Raw genomic sequence first — 18,487 nt, 5'->3', positions numbered from 1 at the left:
ACGGAATGAGCTATGCCATATCTTCTTTCATTTCTATTATTTATTTCCCTATCGCCTCTTTGGCCGCTCGGTGATAATCCGCGTGTTGGCGATCCACTTATAGTCGTCAATAAACAAACGAACCGACTTGCATATATTTATGATGGAAAAGTACAAAAAACATTTCCAGTCGGGACGGGTAAAACGAATGATTTAACACCGGAAGGTACATTTGATGTTGTGATGAAGGCGAAAAATCCGTATTATATTGCGAAGAATATTCCAGGTGGTTCACCGGCAAATCCGCTCGGTTCAAGGTGGATAGGTTTTAATGCTAGGGGTACAGATGGTAGTAAATATGGGATACACGGAACGAATCAGCCAAGCTCCATTGGCAAGTATGTTTCGCAGGGGTGTATTCGAATGCATAACAAAGATGTAGAGAAGTTGTACGATCTTATCCCCATTGGAACAAAAGTATGGGTTGTAAAATCAAAAAAATCATTTGAGCAGCTTGCGAAAGAAAAGGGTGCAATTGCTTACGAAGAAAGCCAACAGTATATGTTGGCTTTTTGCTATATTATATCTTGTCTTGACATGTGTACATATAACATGCGTTAATGATAGTAAAAAGTAAAATTTCTATCAGGAGAACTAGTACTTCTCGTGAATACAATATAAGAAAAGATTATATGAAAAGGAGTTGCAACGATGCATACGAATCATAGACTGCCATACATTCAGTTCTTAATTGGTGCTCTTGCAATTATTACTTTCATATTGGCAACTTTTAATATATGTCCATTTTCGTTATCTGTCTTTTCTATTGCTCTTCTTAACTTTACTTTTGCACTAAGCGCTTTTTATGAGCAGCAATATCCAAACTTTGTTCTTTCGCTCGGAATGGGAATTGCCTTTAGTATTGCAGGAGTTATTATTATGACAACATAAAAGGGAGAAAATATCTCCCCCTTTTTTACCAAAACATGCTTATGCCAGTAAGCAGTGTTGTAACAAGCATTGAAATTAACATGACATAAACCATAATTTTTTGCATTTTTTTACTCATCATGATCCTCCTTGCGAATCTCCTTAATCCTATTGTATATACAAACGAAATTTGGTACAAGGGTCTATTATGAGACATTTTCCGCATAAATGCATTTTAACCTTTCAACATATAAGTCTTTGCTATGTTGTAATAAAACATAAGCTGTACTTGCTTTCGTCTTTGGTTTTCATCCTTGCCCGTGGCAGAAATAGGTCCTGATCGTTTCTATGCATGGCCAGATGCTCTCGCCCTCCTAAAAAAGAGCTTTTTTATCTGTAAAATTTGAATTGTAACTAGCAGAGATAAAGAAAGCTTTAATTGATCAAAATTTCACTTTATATATCTTCTCCTTCGAAACTTTTCCAGAATTCTGTTATAATAGTCATTGTTACATACATAACAGGAGGCGCATTCTCATGATTAATCAAGAACGTTTAGTGAATGAATTTATGGAACTTGTGCAAGTAGACTCTGAAACAAAATACGAAGCTGAGATTTGCAAAGTGTTAAAAGAAAAATTCTCTTCTTTAGGCGTTGAAGTATTTGAAGATGATACAATGGGTGAGACTGGTCACGGTGCTGGAAACTTAGTTTGTACATTACCAGCAACAAAAGAAGGCGTAGATACAATCTACTTTACTTCTCATATGGATACAGTTGTTCCTGGTAAAGGAATTAAGCCTTCTATTCAAGATGGTTATATCGTATCTGACGGTACAACAATTTTAGGTGCCGATGATAAAGCTGGACTTGCATCTATGTTTGAAGCAATTCGCGTGTTAAAAGAGAAAAACATTGCGCACGGAAAAATAGAATTCATCATTACAGTTGGTGAAGAATCAGGTCTTGTTGGTGCAAAAGCATTAGATCGTGAACGCATTACAGCGAAATATGGTTATGCATTAGATAGCGATGGAAAAGTTGGAGAAATCGTTGTTGCAGCACCAACGCAAGCGAAAGTAAATGCAATCATTCGCGGGAAAACAGCTCACGCTGGTGTAGCACCAGAAAAAGGTGTATCTGCAATTACAATTGCAGCAAAATCCATCGCGAAAATGCCACTTGGCCGCATTGATTCTGAAACTACTGCGAATATCGGTCGTTTTGAAGGTGGTACACAAACAAATATCGTTTGTGACTATGTAGAAATCTTTGCTGAAGCACGTTCTTTAGTAGACGAAAAAATGCAAGAGCAAGTTCGCAAAATGAAAGAAGCATTTGAATTTACAGCGAAAGAAATGGGCGGAGAAGCAGAAGTAGAAGTAAAAGTAATGTACCCAGGATTTAAATTTGCTGATGGCGACCACGTTGTAGAGGTTGCGAAACGTGCTGCTGAAAAAATCGGTCGTACACCATCACTTCACCAAAGCGGTGGCGGTAGCGATGCAAACGTAATTGCAGGTCACGGTATTCCAACAGTAAACTTAGCAATTGGTTACGAAGAAATTCATACAACAAACGAAAAAATTCCTGTTGAAGAACTAGTGAAAACAGCAGAATTGGTTGTTGCGATTATTGAGGAAGTAGCGAAGTAATCAAAGAATCGACCAAGTTGAAACGCATGGGTGAAATAACCCATGCGTTTTTTATTGCTTTACGCAAATGATTTTCAGCCATATAAATACAAGTTGAAAAAAAGACATATAAACCCTTTTCTTTTTAGATGGGCAAGAGCATCGGGCTGTGCATAGTAGCGGTCAGGGCCTTTTCCTGCCACATGCGAGATTTTAAAATAAAGGGAGAAAATGAGTACAGGTCAATTTTTTTCTCCATAGCAGCGGCTTTTACGTCGGAAAATTAAAATGGATTTGTACAGCTTAACAATGCAATAGTTCTTTTATTGTTTTTACATTTTGGTGATAAATTTGCGGAGAAGGCCAATTTTTGTAGTCGTTAGGTAACGGAATCGTTTCGATCTCATTGTGTTTTTGTGCAGTGGCAGTTAAGTTATGTATATAATCGATTATTTGTAAGAAATTCAGCTTTGTACCTACCGAGCCATGACCTGGTATAGCTATATCGATATCCATCCGTTCAACCTCTTTTAAAATATGAATCCAATTTTGCGGATTTGATTCTTCAAAAAATGTAGGATGGCAATCAACAAATAATAAATCACCCATGAATATCACTTTATCTTCTGGGATGTATAGCATAGCATCGCAAAGGGAATGTCCCCCTCCTAATGTGAAAAGCTTTGCACTACGTTTCGTCCCAAGGAACATAACTTCATCTTTAAATGTTTGTTGAGGTAGTACTAACTCGAGTGTAGGTAATGAAATTTCTAACTCACTTAAAAAATTAATTTGATGTTCTAAATTCATATCATAAGTTTGCGTTACTTGGTTCTGTAAAGATTGAATATAATTTCTTAGACCATGAATATCATTTTTTTGTTTTGTGATTCTTGATGGATGAGTGGTCTTCATTTTGTTATATGTCATTTCACTTGAAATAATCGTGCTATCTTTAAACGTTTGGTTCCCTCGAATGTGGTCTCCGTGCCAATGACTGTTGATTACCCAAGTAACGGGCTGATTTGTTATCGCTTCTGCTGCATATTTTAAATCCTCAGAAGCTTGTTGGGTATTAAATGTATCAAAAACAATAGTTGTATCCCCTAAATCAATAAAGCCAGCATTTGCTGCAGCACCGCTACCTTCTTTTGCAATTGCCGCATAGATCCCGTTACGAATTTTTTCGAGCCTAAAGTGTTTGCTATCAAATTCTTCGTTCATTTTCTTCTCTCCTTAAGTGTGTTCGTTATTTTGATTCTATTGCCTTTACAAGACGAATAAACCAGTACAGAAAAATCCATGGAAGAATGTACAAAGTTGAAAAAGACAATAGAGATGAAAGAAGCCAGTAAGCATTAATTCCTATGATTGGAAGTAGGAAATAGATGAGCAACAAAAAGAAAATAGAAAGTAAAATGAGATAAAGAGGTTTTAGATGTGTAGTCATTTCTATTTTGCCTCCTTAAAATTCCCGTGTGGACATACTTCTATATAGTAACGATTCCATCCTTTTAAATATTGATTTTTTTACAAGTTTTTTGATAAAATAAAGAACAAACGTTCCTTTGGTGGTGAGAAAGATGCGTGAAATGTATCCGAAAAATGGCCGTGTCATTTTACATGTTGATATGAATTGTTTTTATGCATCTGTTGAAATTGCCCGTGATGCATCGTTGCAAGGAAAACCATTAGCGATAGCTGGCAATGCGAAAGAACGAAAGGGTATTATTGTAACGTGTAGTTATGAAGCAAGGGCGAAGGGAGTTCGTGCAACAATGCCTGTTTGGGAAGCAAAGCGGCTATGCCCAGATCTCATTATAAAACATCCAAACTTTGAGTTATATCGAGAGGCTTCTTTTGCATTGTTTCAAATTCTGGCACGGTTTACAGAAAAAATTCAACCAGTCTCAATTGATGAAGGATATTTGGATATTACAGATTGCTACGGGCTCGGTTCACCGTTAGAAATTGCTCAAATGATTCAACAAACATTACTTACAGAATTACAACTTCCGTGTAGCATTGGGATTGCTCCAAACTTATTTCTAGCTAAAACAGCCTCTGATATGAAAAAACCTCTAGGTATTACAGTACTTCGTAAACGTGATATACAAGCGGTGCTTTGGCCACTTCCAGTTGGGAAAATGCATGGGATCGGAAAGAAAACAGCAGAAAAATTAAAAGATGTACATATACATACGATTGGGGATTTAGCTACTGGAACAGCCTCTATTATTCGTTCTGTAATTGGAAATCATGGATTGGATTTACAACAACGGGCAAATGGTATCGATAATAGAGATGTTGATCCAAGTCAAATGGGGCAATATAAAACGATTGGAAATTCTATAACGCTGCCAAAAGATGTAGACGAAGAGCAGGAGTTGTTAAGTACGTTAGAGCACTTGTCTCAATCTGTTAGCAGGAGATTACAAAAACGTACCCTTGTTGCATATAATATTCAAATTACGATTAAATATTATAATCGCCGAACGATTACGCGCAGTAAAATGTTAGAAAATGCAATTTGGGAATGGCGGGATATTTTTCAGGCGACAATACGGTTATGGAAAAAACATTGGGATGGTGACCCTGTCCGATTACTTGGAATAACTGCTTGTGAATTAGAGTGGAAAACAGAAGCAATTAAGCAGCTTGATTTATTTTCATTTGAAGAAGATGCGAAAGTAGAACCACTTTTGACAGTGATGGAGCAATTAAATGATAAATATGGAACGAAGATTATTCAGCCTGGTAGTCAATTGCTTCGGCAACAAGAGAGAACATTTCAACAAAATTTAGAGAATAAATTTACATAAAAAAATTCGTATGTAAGTTTATGTACTATATATACAAGTTAAAAACCGATATAAAAACTCTTTTTTTAGAGGAGGACGAGAGCGTCTGGCTGTGCATAAAAGCGGTTGGGGCCCTTTCCTGCCACATAAAGGGAAATGCAGGTCATCATGTTATATTCTACATGGCAGCGATTTATACGTTGAACAATGAAAATGTATTTGTATATACTAAAAATCTCGCAGGAGATATCTTCTGCGAGATTTTTAGTATATTTGTTCTTCTTAAGAAACGTAATCAATCTTATACTCGTGTTTGGCTAATACTAGTACTTTTTTTGCTATTTGGAGTTATTTCATTAGCGATTTCCATACTTGCCAAGTTTAAATTTGTTGGCATAACTGCTCTTGTTCTATTTTGCATGTCCCGAAATAACCGCTGCAACGGTGTTATCATATTGAAGTTTCGGCTTGCTACTAATCCAAAAACTGTTCCTATACCTAGTAAAGAAATCCAAATCCAATTTCTATTAGTTCGTCTAATTCCAAATAATTGAAACACTCGGCGCGTTCCTCTTCCGAAATTGAATAATGATATCAACCAATTTAAAATGTTCATTTTCGACTCCTTATAAAAAAATTAGGGATAGATAATTAACGCCACTCCCTATGGTTTATATTGTTGATATTTATAAGGATTTATGATGGCAACTTATGTTAATATTTGATATTCTTCTTGCCTAAATATTTTAAATAAAAAGGTAACGGAGGCAGCATCAATGTTTTTTGGATAATTGATTTGTGTGCATAAGTACTGCACTTAATCTGTATTTCCTATTCATATAAAACATAAAAAGATATCGGAAGCTGATACCTTTTTATGTTTTATATAGAAGAGCTTTCGTAAATGACAATGTCTGTATTGGTTGGAGTAGAAATGCGCTGTGCATAATATGTGATAGAAGAAGGGATATATTCTGGTACGGTTTGAACTGTATGCAATGCTATATATTCATGAATTAACTCTTTTAACGTAGACCATTGTAATTCTGCTGGTGTTTCAGAAATAAATAAACTTACCCAACGATCAAAAGAAGAAGAAAAGTCAGTTTGTAAACGAAATGCTTCTTTCATGGTTTAGCCACCTTCTATAAATGATACTATTATTTTACTACAAAACACGAATGAATGTGTTTTTAAAAATTGTTAACGTTCGTTTTGTGTAGTTGTCTATATGGGCTGTTCATATAAAGTTGAGTTGCCATTTTTGTTTATATTCCGTAAGATAACAATAGAGATTATGAAATGCTTGGAGGATGCAACGTGGAATTTGTATTTTTAGGAACAGGAGCTGGCGTTCCGGCAAAAGGAAGAAACGTATCAGCAATAGCTTTGCAATTATTGGAAGAGATAGGTGAAACGTGGCTATTTGACTGCGGCGAAGCAACGCAGCATCAAATTTTACATACATCAGTGCGTCCGCGTCGCATCGAGAAAATATTTATTACGCATTTACATGGGGATCATATTTTTGGACTGCCAGGTTTGTTAGGGAGCCGTTCGTTTCAAGGAGGGACAACGCCGTTAACTGTATATGGTCCAAAAGGGATTAAACAGTTTGTTGAAGTCGCCTTGTCAGTAAGTACAACACATGTGAAATACCCACTAGAGATTATCGAAATTACCGAAGAAGGTATTGTATATGAAGATAAACAATTTCTTGTGGAAACAAAGCGATTATCACACGGTATTGAATGTTTTGGGTATCGCATTGTAGAAAAAGATATTCCAGGGCATCTTCTTGTAGATAAATTATTAGAAGAAGGAATTAAACCAGGACCACTCTTTAAGCGTTTAAAAGATGGAGAAACTGTAGAGCTTGAAGATGGACGTGTACTTTGTGGACAGGATTTCATCGGACCATCACAAAAAGGGCGAATTATTACAATTTTAGGAGATACACGTTATTGCGAAGCGAGTATTCAATTAGCACAAGATGCTGATGTACTTGTACATGAAGCGACGTTCGGTGCGGAAGATTCACAGCAAGCTCATGATTATTACCATTCTACAACAGAACAAGCGGCAAATATTGCGATGCAAGCAAATGTAAAACAAATGATTCTAACTCATATTAGTTCTCGTTATCAAGGGGAAGCATGTAATATGCTTCTTGAAGAAGCGAAGCGAGTATTTCCAAATACGGAAATTGCAGCGGACTTGAAACGTTTTCTCGTATCAAGATAACGAAAAAACAATGGAGCTGTCTCATAAGTCGAATTTTTGACTATGTGACACTCCTTTTTGTTTTAGAAGCGTTGATATATCAATGTTTTTAAAACAAAAAGAAGAAACTACGCTTGAACTGCATATGTGAAAAAAAGTATGTCCTTAATTTGAAATATAAAAAAATTTAAATTCTGCAAAAAAGGGGTTATAATGAAAGCGTATTCATTATAATTGTACAGTATAAGATTATATTTTGTTTGTTTTTGTAAAGAAAAGTAGTAAATCAACAAGTGACAAGAGAGCGCTTATATATTATGATAGCTGATGGTGTGTGTCAATTTAATGAATAATTTATATAAGTGTTTTGAATGAATTATATAAGTTTATTAGAACATATACAAAAGCAAAGAGAACAGCAATTTAATAGACTATTAGTAAGTAACTTTTTTGTAATGAAGATTTAGGGGGAACTATTATGAAATATCGTTCAGTTTTTGATATTATTGGTCCAGTTATGATTGGACCATCTAGTTCGCATACAGCAGGTGCAGCAAGAATGGGGCAAGTTGCTCGTCAACTGTTTCGCCATGAACCAGAAAACGTTACCATTTCGTTATACGGTTCGTTTGCAAAAACATATCGAGGTCATGGCACGGATGTAGCACTTGTAGGAGGAATACTAGGATTTGAAACGGATGATCCTCGCATTCCGCAAGCGCTTGAAATTGCAAAAGAACGTGGAATTAACGTTACGTTTATTGAAGAAGAAGCACAAGCAGTCCATCCAAATACAGCGAAAATTCGTTTATATAAAGATGAAGATGAAATTGAAGTCGTTGCTTGTTCAATTGGCGGTGGGAAAATTGAAGTAGTGGAGCTAAATGGGTTTGATTTGCAGTTAACAGGTACAAGTCCGGCGCTTCTAATTGTAAATAATGATCGTTTCGGAACAATTGCTTCTGTTACATCTATTCTTGCAAAGCACGAAATTAATATTAGTATGATGAGTGTTTCGCGTAAGGAAAAGGGAAGAAAAGCGCTAATGGTTATTGAAACAGATGAGTTGTTAGCAGATGAAATCATCGATGAAATGAAAGCGCAGCAAAATATTTGTCAAGTAACAATTATGGATTAATAGCAGGGGGGACACATCATGTTTCGGAATGTAGCGGAACTAGTTGCACAAGCAGAAGAGAAAAATGTAAAAATTGCAGAGATTATGATTCAATGTGAAATGGAAACAAGAAAGCTTTCTCGTGAAGAAGTAATCGCTGGTATGGAAAAAAACTTAGTTGTAATGGAAAAAGCAGTTGAGCGCGGAATTCAAGGTGTGAAATCTCCGACTGGACTTACTGGTGGAGATGCAGTGAAAGTCCAGGCGTATATGAAAAGTGGAAAAGGTTTGTCTGGGGATACAATTTTAGATGCAGTAAGTAAAGCTGTCGCAACGAATGAAGTAAATGCTGCAATGGGGATTATTTGTGCAACGCCAACAGCTGGTTCTGCGGGGACGGTACCAGGTGTGCTATTTGCATTAAAAGAAAAATTAGACCCAACGCGCGAAGAAATGATTGATTTTCTATTTACAGCTGGTGCATTTGGTATGGTTGTAGCGAACAATGCTTGCATTGCCGGAGCAGCTGGTGGATGCCAAGCGGAAGTTGGTTCAGCAAGTGGGATGGCAGCTGCAGCTGCTGTTGAATTGGCTGGCGGTACACAAAAGCAAGCAGCAACAGCAATGAGTATTGCACTTAAAAACATGCTCGGATTAGTATGTGATCCTGTTGCAGGACTTGTAGAAGTACCGTGCGTAAAACGTAACGCAGCTGGTGCATCAAATGCGATGATTGCAGCTGATTTATCATTAGCTGGTGTAACGAGTGTTATTCCGTGTGATGAAGTAATTGAAGCAATGTATCGCATTGGACAAACGATGCCAAGTGCACTTCGTGAAACCGCAGAAGGTGGTCTTGCAGCAACGCCGACAGGTCGTCGTTTACAGGAAGAAATTTTTGGAAAGAAAAGCGAATAGGGAAAAACCTTGCTAACTCAGCAAGGTTTTTTATTTTTCACTTACAAACTTCTCTAACGTTTCACCAAGCTCATGAGAACGTTTTGTTGCTTCTGTAATACATTGAATTAGTGCTTCTTGAAATTGAAAGCTTTGCAACACTTCAATGCCAGCTTCTGTCGTTCCTCCTGGCGATGTAATTTCTTTTCGTAATATAGAAGGGTGCTTTTCGTTTGTTTTTAACATCTCTGCGGCGCCAATCATTGTTTGGAGAATAAGTGATTTTGCAACAGTTTCCTCTAAGCCAATTTGTTTTGCTGCGTTTTCCATTGCTTCCACAACGTAATAAATATAAGCTGGACCGCTTCCTGATAAAGCGGTAACAGCATGCATATGCTTTTCTTCTACAACAGACACAAGACCGATTGTTTCAAAAAGCGTTTTTGCGAGCATAATATGTTCATCTTTTGCATGAGCAGAAGGAGAAATGGCAGTAGCAGATTTTAAAATTGCTGATGATGTATTTGGCATTGCCCTAATAATAGGGACATCCTTTTTCAGTAAAGTGACAATGGATGTCGTGGATACGCCAGCTAGTAATGAAATGATTAATTGATTTTTGGTAATATAATCTCGTAATGGAGTAAGAGCTTCCACAACATCTTTCGGCTTCATTGCTAAAAATATAATATCAGCGTGAGTAATCAGCTCTTTTTTATCATGTGTACCATGTACACCGTAACGGTGATGCAACTCTTGCAGCCTTTTTTTATTAGAGTGATTACTAACAACAATTTGTTTTCCTTTTACAACTTGGGCTTGTAATAATCCAGCAATTGTAGCTTCGGCAATTGAGCCTGCGCCGACAAAAGCAATTTTTTGTATTGACATGATGTGTCCTCCTTTTACTATGCGTATACGAAAAGCTTGTTTAAATTTACATACATTCGGCCCTTCATAGAAAATCCCTTCTTTTTATCTGAAAATAATGACAAATTTTCATGTTAGATGTAAACTGAAGGAAGATTCATTTTTGAAACGGAGAAACAGAGGGGGCTTATAGTATGACAGTTATTCATAGATTGGAAATTCCTGTTCCATTTGCGGTGGAAATCGTTAATGTTTTTTTAGTGGAGGGAGAGACACTAACATTAATTGATACAGGAACGAATACAGAAAAATCGAGACTAGCATTAGAGAAGCAACTAAATACACTAGGATATAAGGTAGAAGATATTGAAACAGTTGTGCTGACACACCACCATGCAGATCATTGCGGACTATTGGATATATTCTCTAATCAAACAAATATTGTAGGCCATCCGTGGAATGAACCGTGGATTACACAAGATCCGCAATTTCTAAAGCGATATCAACAATTCTTTTTAGAAGAATCTAGACAATTGGGCGTCCCAGAAACATGTTTAAAACAAAGTGCATCGTTAACGAAAACAATGATTTACTCTTGTAAACGTTCGCTTACACATACGGTGAGGGAAGGGGACCGCGTTGCTTCGTTGCCGGAATTTACGGTGATTGAAACACCAGGACATGCTTCTACTCATATTTCTTTATATCGTGAAAAGGATGGATTGCTAATTGGCGGTGATGCCTTAATTGGTCATATTTCCTCTAATCCAATTTTAGAACCGCCATACGAAGGAGAAACAGAACGAGCGAAGCCGATGCTGCAGTACAATGAGACATTAAAGCGCTTAGCTAGTATGAATATTTCACGCGTTTTACCAGGGCATGGGGAAGATGTTATCGATGTGAAAAAATTAGTAAACGAGCGTCTTCAAAAACAAGAGACACGAGCCTTTAAAGTGTTAAATTTATTAAAGGAACAACCGATGACAGCATTTGAAGTGTGCGTTAAACTATTTCCTGTGCTATATGAAAAGCAGTTACCGCTTACAATCTCTGAAACAGTTGGACAATTAGACTTTTTAGCATATAATCAACAGGTGATGATTGATAAGTCATCAGAGCAATGGATTTACTATGCAAAGTAGGTGACAGCCATGAATAGGCGTTTACAAGATAAAGTAATCGTCATAACAGGAGCTTCAAGTGGAATTGGAGAAGAGTTAGCGATGCAAGCAGCGGAGTGCGGTGCAATCCCTGTCCTAATTGCTCGTACAGAAGAAAAATTACGAGCGCTCAAACAAAAAATTGAAACCGCATATCGTACTTCTTGTCATTATTATGTGTTGGATGTAAGTAATGAAGAAGAAGTAAAACTTGTTTTTGCACAAATGCTTCAAGATATAGGACGTATTGATATACTAGTCAATAATGCTGGCTTTGGGGTGTTTAAAACGTTTGTTGATGCATCCGTTCAAGAAGTTAAAGATATGTTTGATGTAAATGTATTCGGTTTAGTAGCGTGTACGAAAGCGATTTTACCTTATATGATTGAACAAAATAGTGGGCAGATTGTGAATATCGCTTCACTGGCAGGGAAAATTGCAACGCCGAAATCAAGTGCATATGCAGCAACGAAACATGCGGTATTAGGGTTTACAAATAGCTTGCGTATGGAACTTGCCAATACAAACATTACGATAACAGCAATTAATCCAGGTCCAATTGACACAAACTTTCATACGATAGCAGATCAATCTGGTACATACGTAAAAAGTGTTGAACGTTACATATTAAAACCAAACTATGTAGCGCAGCAAATTGTAAAAGCAATCGTAATGAAAAAGCGTGAAGTAAATTTACCGAAGTGGATGAATTTAGGACCGATTATTTTTTCATTGTTTCCAGGGTTATTCGAGCGTGTTGCTGGAAAATCATTAAGTAAAAAATAGGAGATTCTCAAATAGAGAATCTCCTATTTTTTGTTGGTTAAATCTTCTATGGCTGATACTAATTCAGTATTTTCTTTGTAATAATATCCGTTAATTTCAGAAGTCGTGAAATGGCCTACTTCTTCGTCTTTGTTATACATTTTTATGGAATATAAATATCCAACTTTTTTCTCTTGGCTTTCTTCTGATGTAAATATAATTGACTGCATGTGATTGATCCATTCGTCGATATGTGTTTGATTTGTAATAATCGTATTTTCTCCATTGCCTTTCGTTATTTCTATTTTTGTTACATGAATACGAGGATAAATGTCTGTGAAGTTCATGGTGTTATCTTGGCAAGCTGTTAAAAAGAAAGTAAGTAATCCGAGAAGAATAAAAATTTTTTTCATTTTTCATAATCCTCCTTTTCATGCTTCATACTCCTTTAACATGTTATAAGTTTTTCAATTTTTACGATAGCGTAATGTATTCATATACGACATCCTCTATTGCTTCATACAAGTCAACCTCTGTATTACTAGAAAGTATGTTTTGAATACGTTCTATAAGCATTTTATAGTCTTCTTGTAAAGTTGGCGCACATTGATATTGTTGAAAACTTTTTGTAATCATTTTTTCGATTAATTTTTCATTCATGATTTTTCTCACCTATATGTATATATGTATTGTTTTTATTGTACTTGAATTTGAAAAGAAAATCTCCATATCTTTGTTTTTGCATAAAAATTCATTTGTTATAAAAGTTTTATCAGTAAAGTGTCTTTAAAACGTTAATTTTAATAGTTTATAAATTTATAAATATTTAATTGACTCTATAAATATACAATATTATAATCGTATTTAAATCTAAAAGGTAATGAGGAGGAATTATGAAGGCGGCGATTATTGGGGCAACTGGATATGGAGGTCTTGAGCTTTTACGGTTATTAACACATCACCCAATTTTTACGGTGACATCGGTACATTCTTATTCGCAAATTGGAGAAGTCATGACGATACCATATCCTCATTTATCTACTTTTGTTTCCCATTCATTAGCAGAGGTAGATGTTGAAAGGATTGCGAAAGAGGCGGATCTTGTGTTTTTAGCAACGCCGGCTGGGGTGTCGGCAAATTTGACACCGAGCTTACTAGAGGCTGGGGTAAGAGTGATTGATCTATCAGGAGATTTTCGAATTCGAAAACCGGCTATATATGAAGAGTGGTATAACAAAACAGCTGCGAAAGAAGCGGTATTACAGCAAGCGGTGTACGGATTAACGGAGTGGAAAAAAGGCGAAATCAGAGCTGCAAACTTAATTGCGAATCCAGGATGCTATGCAACTGCCACTTTGCTGGCGGCAGCGCCATTAGTAAAAAACCGAATCATCGAAGTAGATTCCCTTATTATTGATGCAAAATCAGGAGTTTCTGGGGCAGGAAAGACGCCGACAAGTATGACGCACTTCCCGGAAATTCACGATAATTTATACATTTATAAAGTAAATGAACATCAGCATATTCCAGAGATTGAGCAAATGTTGCAAGAGTGGGATGAGAACATGAAACCAATCACGTTTAGTACACATCTGATTCCAATTACGAGAGGAATTATGGTCACGCTCTATGCAAAGGCGAAGCAAGAAATAACAGATGTTGTGCTTCAGCAAGTTTATGAGGATAGCTATTGTCATTCACCGTTTGTAAGAATACGAGAAAAGGGAGTTTTTCCAAGTCCAAAAGAGGTAAGGGGATCCAACTTTTGTGACATTGGAACGGCTTATGATAAACGAACAGGCCGAATTACGATTGTGGCAGTCATTGATAATGTAATGAAGGGGGCAGCTGGGCAGGCTGTGCAAAATGCAAATCTATTAGCAGGGATAGCGGAGACGGAGAATTTACAATTCATGCCGTTGTATCCGTAAGGGGGAGAAAGCATGATTGAAACAGTATTATGCGCGAAGATAGAAAACGGTTCAATTGTAACACCAAAAGGATTTGCCGCGATCGGCATTCATGCAGGATTAAGAAAAGAGAGAAAAGATATAGGAGCAATCGTATGTGAAGTACCAGCGAGCTGCGGGGCTGTCTATACGCAAAATCAATTTCAAGCAGCTCCGATTATCGTGACGAAAGAAAGTATTGATACTAAGCAAAAATTACAGGCTATTGTTGTGAATAGTGCAAATGCGAATTCTTGTACAGGTGTAAAAGGTTTGCAGGATGCATATGAAATGCGTGCATTAGCAGCTAAACAGTTTCGTGTAGAGGAAAACTACGTTGCGGTAGCGTCCACAGGCGTCATCGGAGAGCCTTTACCCATGGAGAAAGTACGTAGTGGTATTTTTTCATTACAACCATCAACAGAAGTAGGGGTTGCGACATCGTTTTATGAAGCAATTTTGACGACAGATTTAGTTGCGAAACAATCATGTTACAAGTTTTCAATTGAAGGGAAAGAGGTTGCAATTGCCGGGGCTGCGAAAGGATCGGGGATGATTCATCCAAATATGGCAACGATGCTTGGGTTTATTACGACTGATGTGAATATAGAAAGTGAAACATTACAAAGAGCTTTATCTCAAGTTACAAATCATACATTTAATCAAATTACAGTCGATGGGGATACGTCGACAAACGATATGGTGCTTGTTATGGCGAGTGGGTTATCTAATACAACTGCAATATACGAAGAACATCCAGAATGGGAGAAGTTTTTATTTGCTTTTGGAAAAGTATGTGAAGATTTAGCAAAGCAAATTGCGAAAGATGGAGAAGGAGCGACAAAGTTAATTGAGGTAAATGTGCATGGTTCGCGAACTGTAGAAGAAGCAAATATGATCGCGAAGCAAATTGTTGGCTCCAATCTTGTGAAAGCTGCTGCATTCGGTGAGGATGCAAACTGGGGGCGGATTATTAGTGCAATTGGACAAAGTGGTATTGTGATTGAACCACGTGCGGTTGATATTTCTATTCAATCGATTGCGGTGTTAAAGAATAGTGAACCTCAATGTTTTTCAGAAGAGGAGATGAAACAAATGCTGCAACAAGAAGAGCTGGTTATCGATGTGTATCTACAAATGGGCAAGTCAAGCGGAAGAGCATGGGGATGCGATTTAAGTTATGAATATATCAAAATTAATGCTTGTTATCGCACATAGGGAGAGACGAGATGAGAGAACGTATTGTAATAAAATGCGGCGGCAGTATGTTGGCTCGTTTAGGCGAAACATTTTTTCAATGTATGAAACAAATTGCGCAAATGTATGATGTGATTATTGTTCATGGTGGTGGGCCTGAAATTGATGCGACGCTAAACAAATTAAGTATTCCCATTGAAAAGAAAGATGGATTACGTGTGACAACAACAGAGGTTATGAAAATTGTACAAATGGTATTATGCGGCAGTACAAATAAGACATTTGTTTCAAAATTAAATGACCAAAAAATTGATGCGATTGGACTATCTGGATGTGATGGAAGGTTATTGCAAGTCGCTCCGCTAGAAGCAGAATTTGGTTATGTTGGTGAAGTGAAATTTGTTCGAACAACATTATTACAGTGTTTGTTAGCAAATCAGTATATTCCTGTAGTTGCGCCCGTTGGAGTAATGGATGGACAGCTATATAACGTGAATGCAGATACAGCAGCGGCGGCAATTGCGACAGCAATGAATGCGGAGAAATTAATTTTTATTACAGATGTAGATGGCGTTATATATAAGGATAAGCTCATTGAGAAAGCAAATGAACAGCAACTTCTCGAACTTATCGATAATGGGGCGATTACTGGTGGGATGATTCCGAAAGTAAAAGCTGCACTAGCATCATTAGAGCTAGGTGTAAAGGAGGCTGTAATTGTGAACGGTACACAAGGTTTTTTGACAAACAAAGAGGAATGGATTGGCACAACAGTAACAAAAAGGGGGAGAGGTAGTGGGAAAACATGTTTTTCCAACATACAGTAGACGAAATATTGAAATTGTGAACGGAAACGGCACAAAGGTTACAGATAAACAAGGAAAGCAATATTTAGATTTTACTTCTGGCATTGCGGTATGTAATTTAGGGCATTGTCATCCAGTGGTCGTAAATGCTGTTGAAAAGCAATTACAAACAATATGGCACATTTCAAATTTATTTCCTCATACAGTACAAGAAGAAGTTGCTAAGTTATTAACAAACAATCGCGAGTTACACTATGCATTTTTTTGTAATAGCGGAGCGGAAGCAAATGAGGCAGCACTGAAGTTAGCACGTAAGTATACCGAGAAATCGGTTGTGATTACGTGTAAACAATCATTTCATGGACGAACTTTTGCGACGATGAGTGCAACAGGACAATCTAAAATTCATGATGGATTTGGACCACTTCTTCCAAGTTTTTTACACCTTCCATTTAATGATATCACCGCGTTTCAAGAAGCGATGAATGAAGAAGTCGCAGCTGTTATGGTGGAAATTGTACAGGGAGAAGGTGGTGTTCTTCCAGCAGATGTTACGTATTTACGTGAAATTGAGAAGTTATGTCATGCATACGGTGCACTTTTCATCGTCGATGAAGTGCAGACCGGAATGGGAAGAACAGGGACGTTATTCGCATATGAACAAATGGGAATTTCACCTGATATTGTCACAGTTGCAAAAGCGCTTGGAAATGGTATTCCGGTCGGAGCGATGCTTAGTAAAAAAGAGTTAGGATCTGTTTTTTCTCCGGGAACACATGGCTCGACGTTTGGCGGGAATTTTATTGCAATGGCAGCTGCAAAAGAAGTATTACAAATTGTTTCTTGTACCTCTTTTTTGAAAGAAGTACAAGAAAAAGGAACGTATTTTTTACGGAAATTACAAGAAGAATTAGAGGATAAGGAGTGGATCATTGATATTCGCGGAAAAGGACTCATGATTGGAGTTGTTTGCAAAGGAGAAGTTAGTGCGATGGTAGCCGCGTTAGAGAAAGAAGGTCTTCTAATTTTGCAAGCTGGCCCTAATGTATTGCGTATATTACCGCCGCTTATTGTAACGAAAGCAGAAATAGATGAAGCGGTGCAAATGATGAATCGTGTATGTAAACAAGCGCTGCTAAAATAGAGGAGGAATTTGGATGCAAATCGTGTCTGTACCAAAACTGCAAACAAAGGATATTTTAACATTAGAAGAATTAGCACAAGAAGAAATCATTGCAATTATTGAGTTTGCGATGTACGTAAAAAAAGAAAAAACATTACCTCTCTTAAATGGGAAAATCTTAGGATTGATCTTTGACAAACATTCTACTCGTACACGTGTATCTTTTGAAGCTGGAATGATTCAGCTTGGAGGATATGGTATGTTTTTAAATGGTAAGGAACTGCAACTTGGAAGAGGAGAAAGTATTGCAGATACTGCAAAAGTGTTATCACAATATATAGATGGAATTATGATACGAACATTTTCACACGCGGAAGTAGAAGAATTAGCAAAGGAAGCGACAATTCCTATTATTAATGGATTAACAGATGATCACCATCCGTGTCAAGCATTGGCAGATTTAATGACGATTTATGAAGAAGTAAATACATTTAAAAATATTAAGCTTGCTTACGTTGGTGATGGAAATAATGTTTGTCATTCATTGCTCCTTGCGAGTGCAAAAGTAGGGATGAACATTACAGTTGCAACGCCTCTAGGCTACGAAGCAAATGAAGAAATAGTGAAGCGTGCGATTGAAATTGCAAAGGAAACAGGAGCTAAAATTGAGATTACATATAATGCAAAAGAGGCGGTCAAAGAAGCAGATTTTATTTATACAGATGTTTGGATGAGTATGGGGCAAGAGGATAATAAAGAGAAATATAAATTGTTTCAGCCATATCAAGTGAATGAGCAACTTGTCCAAGAAGCAAAATCAACTTATCGTTTTCTACACTGTCTACCAGCACATCGCGAAGAAGAAGTCACCTCAGAAATTATTGATGGTCCACAATCCATTGTGTTTCAACAAGCGGAAAATCGCCTGCATGTACAAAAGGCATTATTAGTCAGTTTATTACAAGAAAAACAACCTTCTTCATAATAGAAGGTTGTTTTTCATTTGAAATGTCTTATCTAGCTTTCGCATTT

At 37.0% G+C, this 18,487-nt stretch carries 22 protein-coding genes; 14 read left to right on the top strand and 8 right to left on the bottom strand.

All coding sequences use genetic code 11. The features are described 5' to 3' along the window. The first annotated feature begins 12 nt into the window (after positions 1 to 12). Positions 13 to 600, top strand: coding sequence for a L,D-transpeptidase (locus tag BR72_RS01940; protein ID WP_035429489.1), 588 nt, complete (start codon positions 13 to 15; stop codon positions 598 to 600). A gap of 90 nt (positions 601 to 690) precedes the next feature. Continuing rightward, a complete protein-coding gene (locus BR72_RS01935; RefSeq protein ID WP_035429487.1) occupies positions 691 to 930 on the top strand; it encodes a DUF3894 domain-containing protein in 240 nt (79 codons plus the stop codon). A gap of 25 nt (positions 931 to 955) precedes the next feature. Here BR72_RS01935 and prli42 read toward each other — a convergent pair whose 3' ends face one another. Then, the gene (gene prli42, locus BR72_RS26930; protein WP_090914459.1) at positions 956 to 1,048 is read right to left on the bottom strand and encodes a stressosome-associated protein Prli42; all 93 of its coding nucleotides are present in this window, start codon (positions 1,046 to 1,048) and stop codon (positions 956 to 958) included. A gap of 398 nt (positions 1,049 to 1,446) precedes the next feature. Between prli42 and BR72_RS01930 the strand changes: the two genes are divergently transcribed. Further along, a complete protein-coding gene (locus BR72_RS01930; protein WP_035429485.1) occupies positions 1,447 to 2,565 on the top strand; it encodes a tripeptidase T in 1,119 nt (372 codons plus the stop codon). 282 nt (positions 2,566 to 2,847) lie between these two features. Here BR72_RS01930 and BR72_RS01925 read toward each other — a convergent pair whose 3' ends face one another. Continuing rightward, positions 2,848 to 3,768, bottom strand: coding sequence for an MBL fold metallo-hydrolase (locus BR72_RS01925; RefSeq protein ID WP_035429483.1), 921 nt, complete (start codon positions 3,766 to 3,768; stop codon positions 2,848 to 2,850). Positions 3,769 to 3,793: 25 nt separating this feature from the next. After that, complete coding sequence (locus BR72_RS01920; protein ID WP_035429481.1) at positions 3,794 to 3,994, bottom strand: hypothetical protein; 201 nt, start codon at positions 3,992 to 3,994, stop codon at positions 3,794 to 3,796. Positions 3,995 to 4,127: 133 nt separating this feature from the next. Here BR72_RS01920 and BR72_RS01915 point away from each other — a divergent pair, with 133 nt between their 5' ends. Next, positions 4,128 to 5,366, top strand: a complete 1,239-nt coding sequence (locus tag BR72_RS01915) for a DNA polymerase IV (protein ID WP_035429479.1) — start codon at positions 4,128 to 4,130, stop codon at positions 5,364 to 5,366. 280 nt (positions 5,367 to 5,646) lie between these two features. On the opposite strand, the gene BR72_RS25145 is transcribed toward BR72_RS01915, so the two are convergent. Next, a complete protein-coding gene (locus BR72_RS25145) occupies positions 5,647 to 5,961 on the bottom strand; it encodes a hypothetical protein (RefSeq protein ID WP_081904751.1) in 315 nt (104 codons plus the stop codon). Positions 5,962 to 6,227: 266 nt separating this feature from the next. After that, entirely contained in the window at positions 6,228 to 6,476 is a 249-nt protein-coding gene (locus tag BR72_RS01905) for a DUF3932 family protein (RefSeq protein WP_035429475.1), read from the bottom strand. A 189-nt stretch (positions 6,477 to 6,665) separates the two neighbouring features. Here BR72_RS01905 and rnz point away from each other — a divergent pair, with 189 nt between their 5' ends. From rnz to sdaAA, 3 genes are all read left to right on the top strand, one after another. Then, the gene (gene rnz, locus BR72_RS01900) at positions 6,666 to 7,589 is read left to right on the top strand and encodes a ribonuclease Z (RefSeq protein WP_035429473.1); all 924 of its coding nucleotides are present in this window, start codon (positions 6,666 to 6,668) and stop codon (positions 7,587 to 7,589) included. 457 nt (positions 7,590 to 8,046) lie between these two features. Further along, positions 8,047 to 8,706 carry an L-serine ammonia-lyase, iron-sulfur-dependent subunit beta gene (sdaAB, locus tag BR72_RS01895; RefSeq protein ID WP_035429472.1) on the top strand — a complete coding sequence of 220 codons (660 nt, stop codon included), beginning with the start codon at positions 8,047 to 8,049 and terminating at the stop codon, positions 8,704 to 8,706. Between the two features lie 18 nt (positions 8,707 to 8,724). After that, positions 8,725 to 9,603 carry an L-serine ammonia-lyase, iron-sulfur-dependent, subunit alpha gene (gene sdaAA / locus BR72_RS01890; protein ID WP_035429470.1) on the top strand — a complete coding sequence of 293 codons (879 nt, stop codon included), beginning with the start codon at positions 8,725 to 8,727 and terminating at the stop codon, positions 9,601 to 9,603. Between the two features lie 30 nt (positions 9,604 to 9,633). Here the strand turns inward: sdaAA and proI are convergent, their stop codons facing one another. Then, positions 9,634 to 10,473, bottom strand: a complete 840-nt coding sequence (proI, locus tag BR72_RS01885) for a pyrroline-5-carboxylate reductase ProI (protein WP_035429469.1) — start codon at positions 10,471 to 10,473, stop codon at positions 9,634 to 9,636. 173 nt (positions 10,474 to 10,646) lie between these two features. On the opposite strand from proI, the gene BR72_RS01880 reads away from it, so the two are divergent. Both BR72_RS01880 and BR72_RS01875 read left to right on the top strand, forming a co-directional pair. After that, positions 10,647 to 11,597 carry an MBL fold metallo-hydrolase gene (locus BR72_RS01880; protein ID WP_035429467.1) on the top strand — a complete coding sequence of 317 codons (951 nt, stop codon included), beginning with the start codon at positions 10,647 to 10,649 and terminating at the stop codon, positions 11,595 to 11,597. A gap of 9 nt (positions 11,598 to 11,606) precedes the next feature. Next, positions 11,607 to 12,401 carry an SDR family oxidoreductase gene (locus BR72_RS01875; protein WP_035429465.1) on the top strand — a complete coding sequence of 265 codons (795 nt, stop codon included), beginning with the start codon at positions 11,607 to 11,609 and terminating at the stop codon, positions 12,399 to 12,401. 23 nt (positions 12,402 to 12,424) lie between these two features. Here BR72_RS01875 and BR72_RS01870 read toward each other — a convergent pair whose 3' ends face one another. After that, positions 12,425 to 12,793: a hypothetical protein gene (locus tag BR72_RS01870; protein WP_035429463.1), complete on the bottom strand. Its 369-nt coding sequence runs from the start codon at positions 12,791 to 12,793 to the stop codon at positions 12,425 to 12,427. 61 nt (positions 12,794 to 12,854) lie between these two features. Next, complete coding sequence (locus tag BR72_RS01865; RefSeq protein ID WP_035429461.1) at positions 12,855 to 13,040, bottom strand: YqzH family protein; 186 nt, start codon at positions 13,038 to 13,040, stop codon at positions 12,855 to 12,857. Between the two features lie 233 nt (positions 13,041 to 13,273). Here BR72_RS01865 and argC point away from each other — a divergent pair, with 233 nt between their 5' ends. The 5 genes from argC to argF are packed head-to-tail and all read left to right on the top strand — an operon-like array spanning position 13,274 to position 18,440. Beyond that, positions 13,274 to 14,311: an N-acetyl-gamma-glutamyl-phosphate reductase gene (argC, locus tag BR72_RS01860; protein WP_035429460.1), complete on the top strand. Its 1,038-nt coding sequence runs from the start codon at positions 13,274 to 13,276 to the stop codon at positions 14,309 to 14,311. Positions 14,312 to 14,323: 12 nt separating this feature from the next. Next, positions 14,324 to 15,547, top strand: coding sequence for a bifunctional glutamate N-acetyltransferase/amino-acid acetyltransferase ArgJ (argJ, locus tag BR72_RS01855; protein ID WP_035429458.1), 1,224 nt, complete (start codon positions 14,324 to 14,326; stop codon positions 15,545 to 15,547). A gap of 11 nt (positions 15,548 to 15,558) precedes the next feature. Beyond that, a complete protein-coding gene (argB, locus tag BR72_RS01850; RefSeq protein WP_035429456.1) occupies positions 15,559 to 16,353 on the top strand; it encodes an acetylglutamate kinase in 795 nt (264 codons plus the stop codon). After that, positions 16,322 to 17,476 carry an acetylornithine transaminase gene (locus BR72_RS01845; protein ID WP_035429454.1) on the top strand — a complete coding sequence of 385 codons (1,155 nt, stop codon included), beginning with the start codon at positions 16,322 to 16,324 and terminating at the stop codon, positions 17,474 to 17,476. Before argB ends, BR72_RS01845 begins: the two co-directional genes overlap by 32 nt. 13 nt (positions 17,477 to 17,489) lie before the next feature. Then, positions 17,490 to 18,440, top strand: coding sequence for an ornithine carbamoyltransferase (gene argF, locus BR72_RS01840; RefSeq protein ID WP_035429452.1), 951 nt, complete (start codon positions 17,490 to 17,492; stop codon positions 18,438 to 18,440). Positions 18,441 to 18,487 lie beyond the last annotated feature (47 nt).

The organism is Bacillus sp. UNC322MFChir4.1, assembly GCF_000746135.1.
Taxonomy (GTDB): domain Bacteria; phylum Bacillota; class Bacilli; order Bacillales; family Bacillaceae_G; genus Bacillus_A.
The sequence above is the reverse complement of the archived record's forward strand: the minus strand, read 5'-3'. Positions and strand labels throughout refer to the sequence as shown.

What these genes read in the sequence shown, in the direction of transcription:
- BR72_RS01940 (WP_035429489.1), top strand. Translation starts at nt 13, where the DNA reads ATGCCATATCTTCTTTCATTTCTATTATTTATTTCCCTATCGCCTCTT.
- BR72_RS01935 (WP_035429487.1), top strand. Translation starts at nt 691, where the DNA reads ATGCATACGAATCATAGACTGCCATACATTCAGTTCTTAATTGGTGCT.
- prli42 (WP_090914459.1), bottom strand. Translation starts at nt 1,048, where the DNA reads ATGAGTAAAAAAATGCAAAAAATTATGGTTTATGTCATGTTAATTTCA.
- BR72_RS01930 (WP_035429485.1), top strand. Translation starts at nt 1,447, where the DNA reads ATGATTAATCAAGAACGTTTAGTGAATGAATTTATGGAACTTGTGCAA.
- BR72_RS01925 (WP_035429483.1), bottom strand. Translation starts at nt 3,768, where the DNA reads ATGAACGAAGAATTTGATAGCAAACACTTTAGGCTCGAAAAAATTCGT.
- BR72_RS01920 (WP_035429481.1), bottom strand. Translation starts at nt 3,994, where the DNA reads ATGACTACACATCTAAAACCTCTTTATCTCATTTTACTTTCTATTTTC.
- BR72_RS01915 (WP_035429479.1), top strand. Translation starts at nt 4,128, where the DNA reads ATGCGTGAAATGTATCCGAAAAATGGCCGTGTCATTTTACATGTTGAT.
- BR72_RS25145 (WP_081904751.1), bottom strand. Translation starts at nt 5,961, where the DNA reads ATGAACATTTTAAATTGGTTGATATCATTATTCAATTTCGGAAGAGGA.
- BR72_RS01905 (WP_035429475.1), bottom strand. Translation starts at nt 6,476, where the DNA reads ATGAAAGAAGCATTTCGTTTACAAACTGACTTTTCTTCTTCTTTTGAT.
- sdaAB (WP_035429472.1), top strand. Translation starts at nt 8,047, where the DNA reads ATGAAATATCGTTCAGTTTTTGATATTATTGGTCCAGTTATGATTGGA.
- sdaAA (WP_035429470.1), top strand. Translation starts at nt 8,725, where the DNA reads ATGTTTCGGAATGTAGCGGAACTAGTTGCACAAGCAGAAGAGAAAAAT.
- proI (WP_035429469.1), bottom strand. Translation starts at nt 10,473, where the DNA reads ATGTCAATACAAAAAATTGCTTTTGTCGGCGCAGGCTCAATTGCCGAA.
- BR72_RS01880 (WP_035429467.1), top strand. Translation starts at nt 10,647, where the DNA reads ATGACAGTTATTCATAGATTGGAAATTCCTGTTCCATTTGCGGTGGAA.
- BR72_RS01875 (WP_035429465.1), top strand. Translation starts at nt 11,607, where the DNA reads ATGAATAGGCGTTTACAAGATAAAGTAATCGTCATAACAGGAGCTTCA.
- BR72_RS01870 (WP_035429463.1), bottom strand. Translation starts at nt 12,793, where the DNA reads ATGAAAAAAATTTTTATTCTTCTCGGATTACTTACTTTCTTTTTAACA.
- BR72_RS01865 (WP_035429461.1), bottom strand. Translation starts at nt 13,040, where the DNA reads ATGAATGAAAAATTAATCGAAAAAATGATTACAAAAAGTTTTCAACAA.
- argC (WP_035429460.1), top strand. Translation starts at nt 13,274, where the DNA reads ATGAAGGCGGCGATTATTGGGGCAACTGGATATGGAGGTCTTGAGCTT.
- argJ (WP_035429458.1), top strand. Translation starts at nt 14,324, where the DNA reads ATGATTGAAACAGTATTATGCGCGAAGATAGAAAACGGTTCAATTGTA.
- argB (WP_035429456.1), top strand. Translation starts at nt 15,559, where the DNA reads ATGAGAGAACGTATTGTAATAAAATGCGGCGGCAGTATGTTGGCTCGT.
- argF (WP_035429452.1), top strand. Translation starts at nt 17,490, where the DNA reads ATGCAAATCGTGTCTGTACCAAAACTGCAAACAAAGGATATTTTAACA.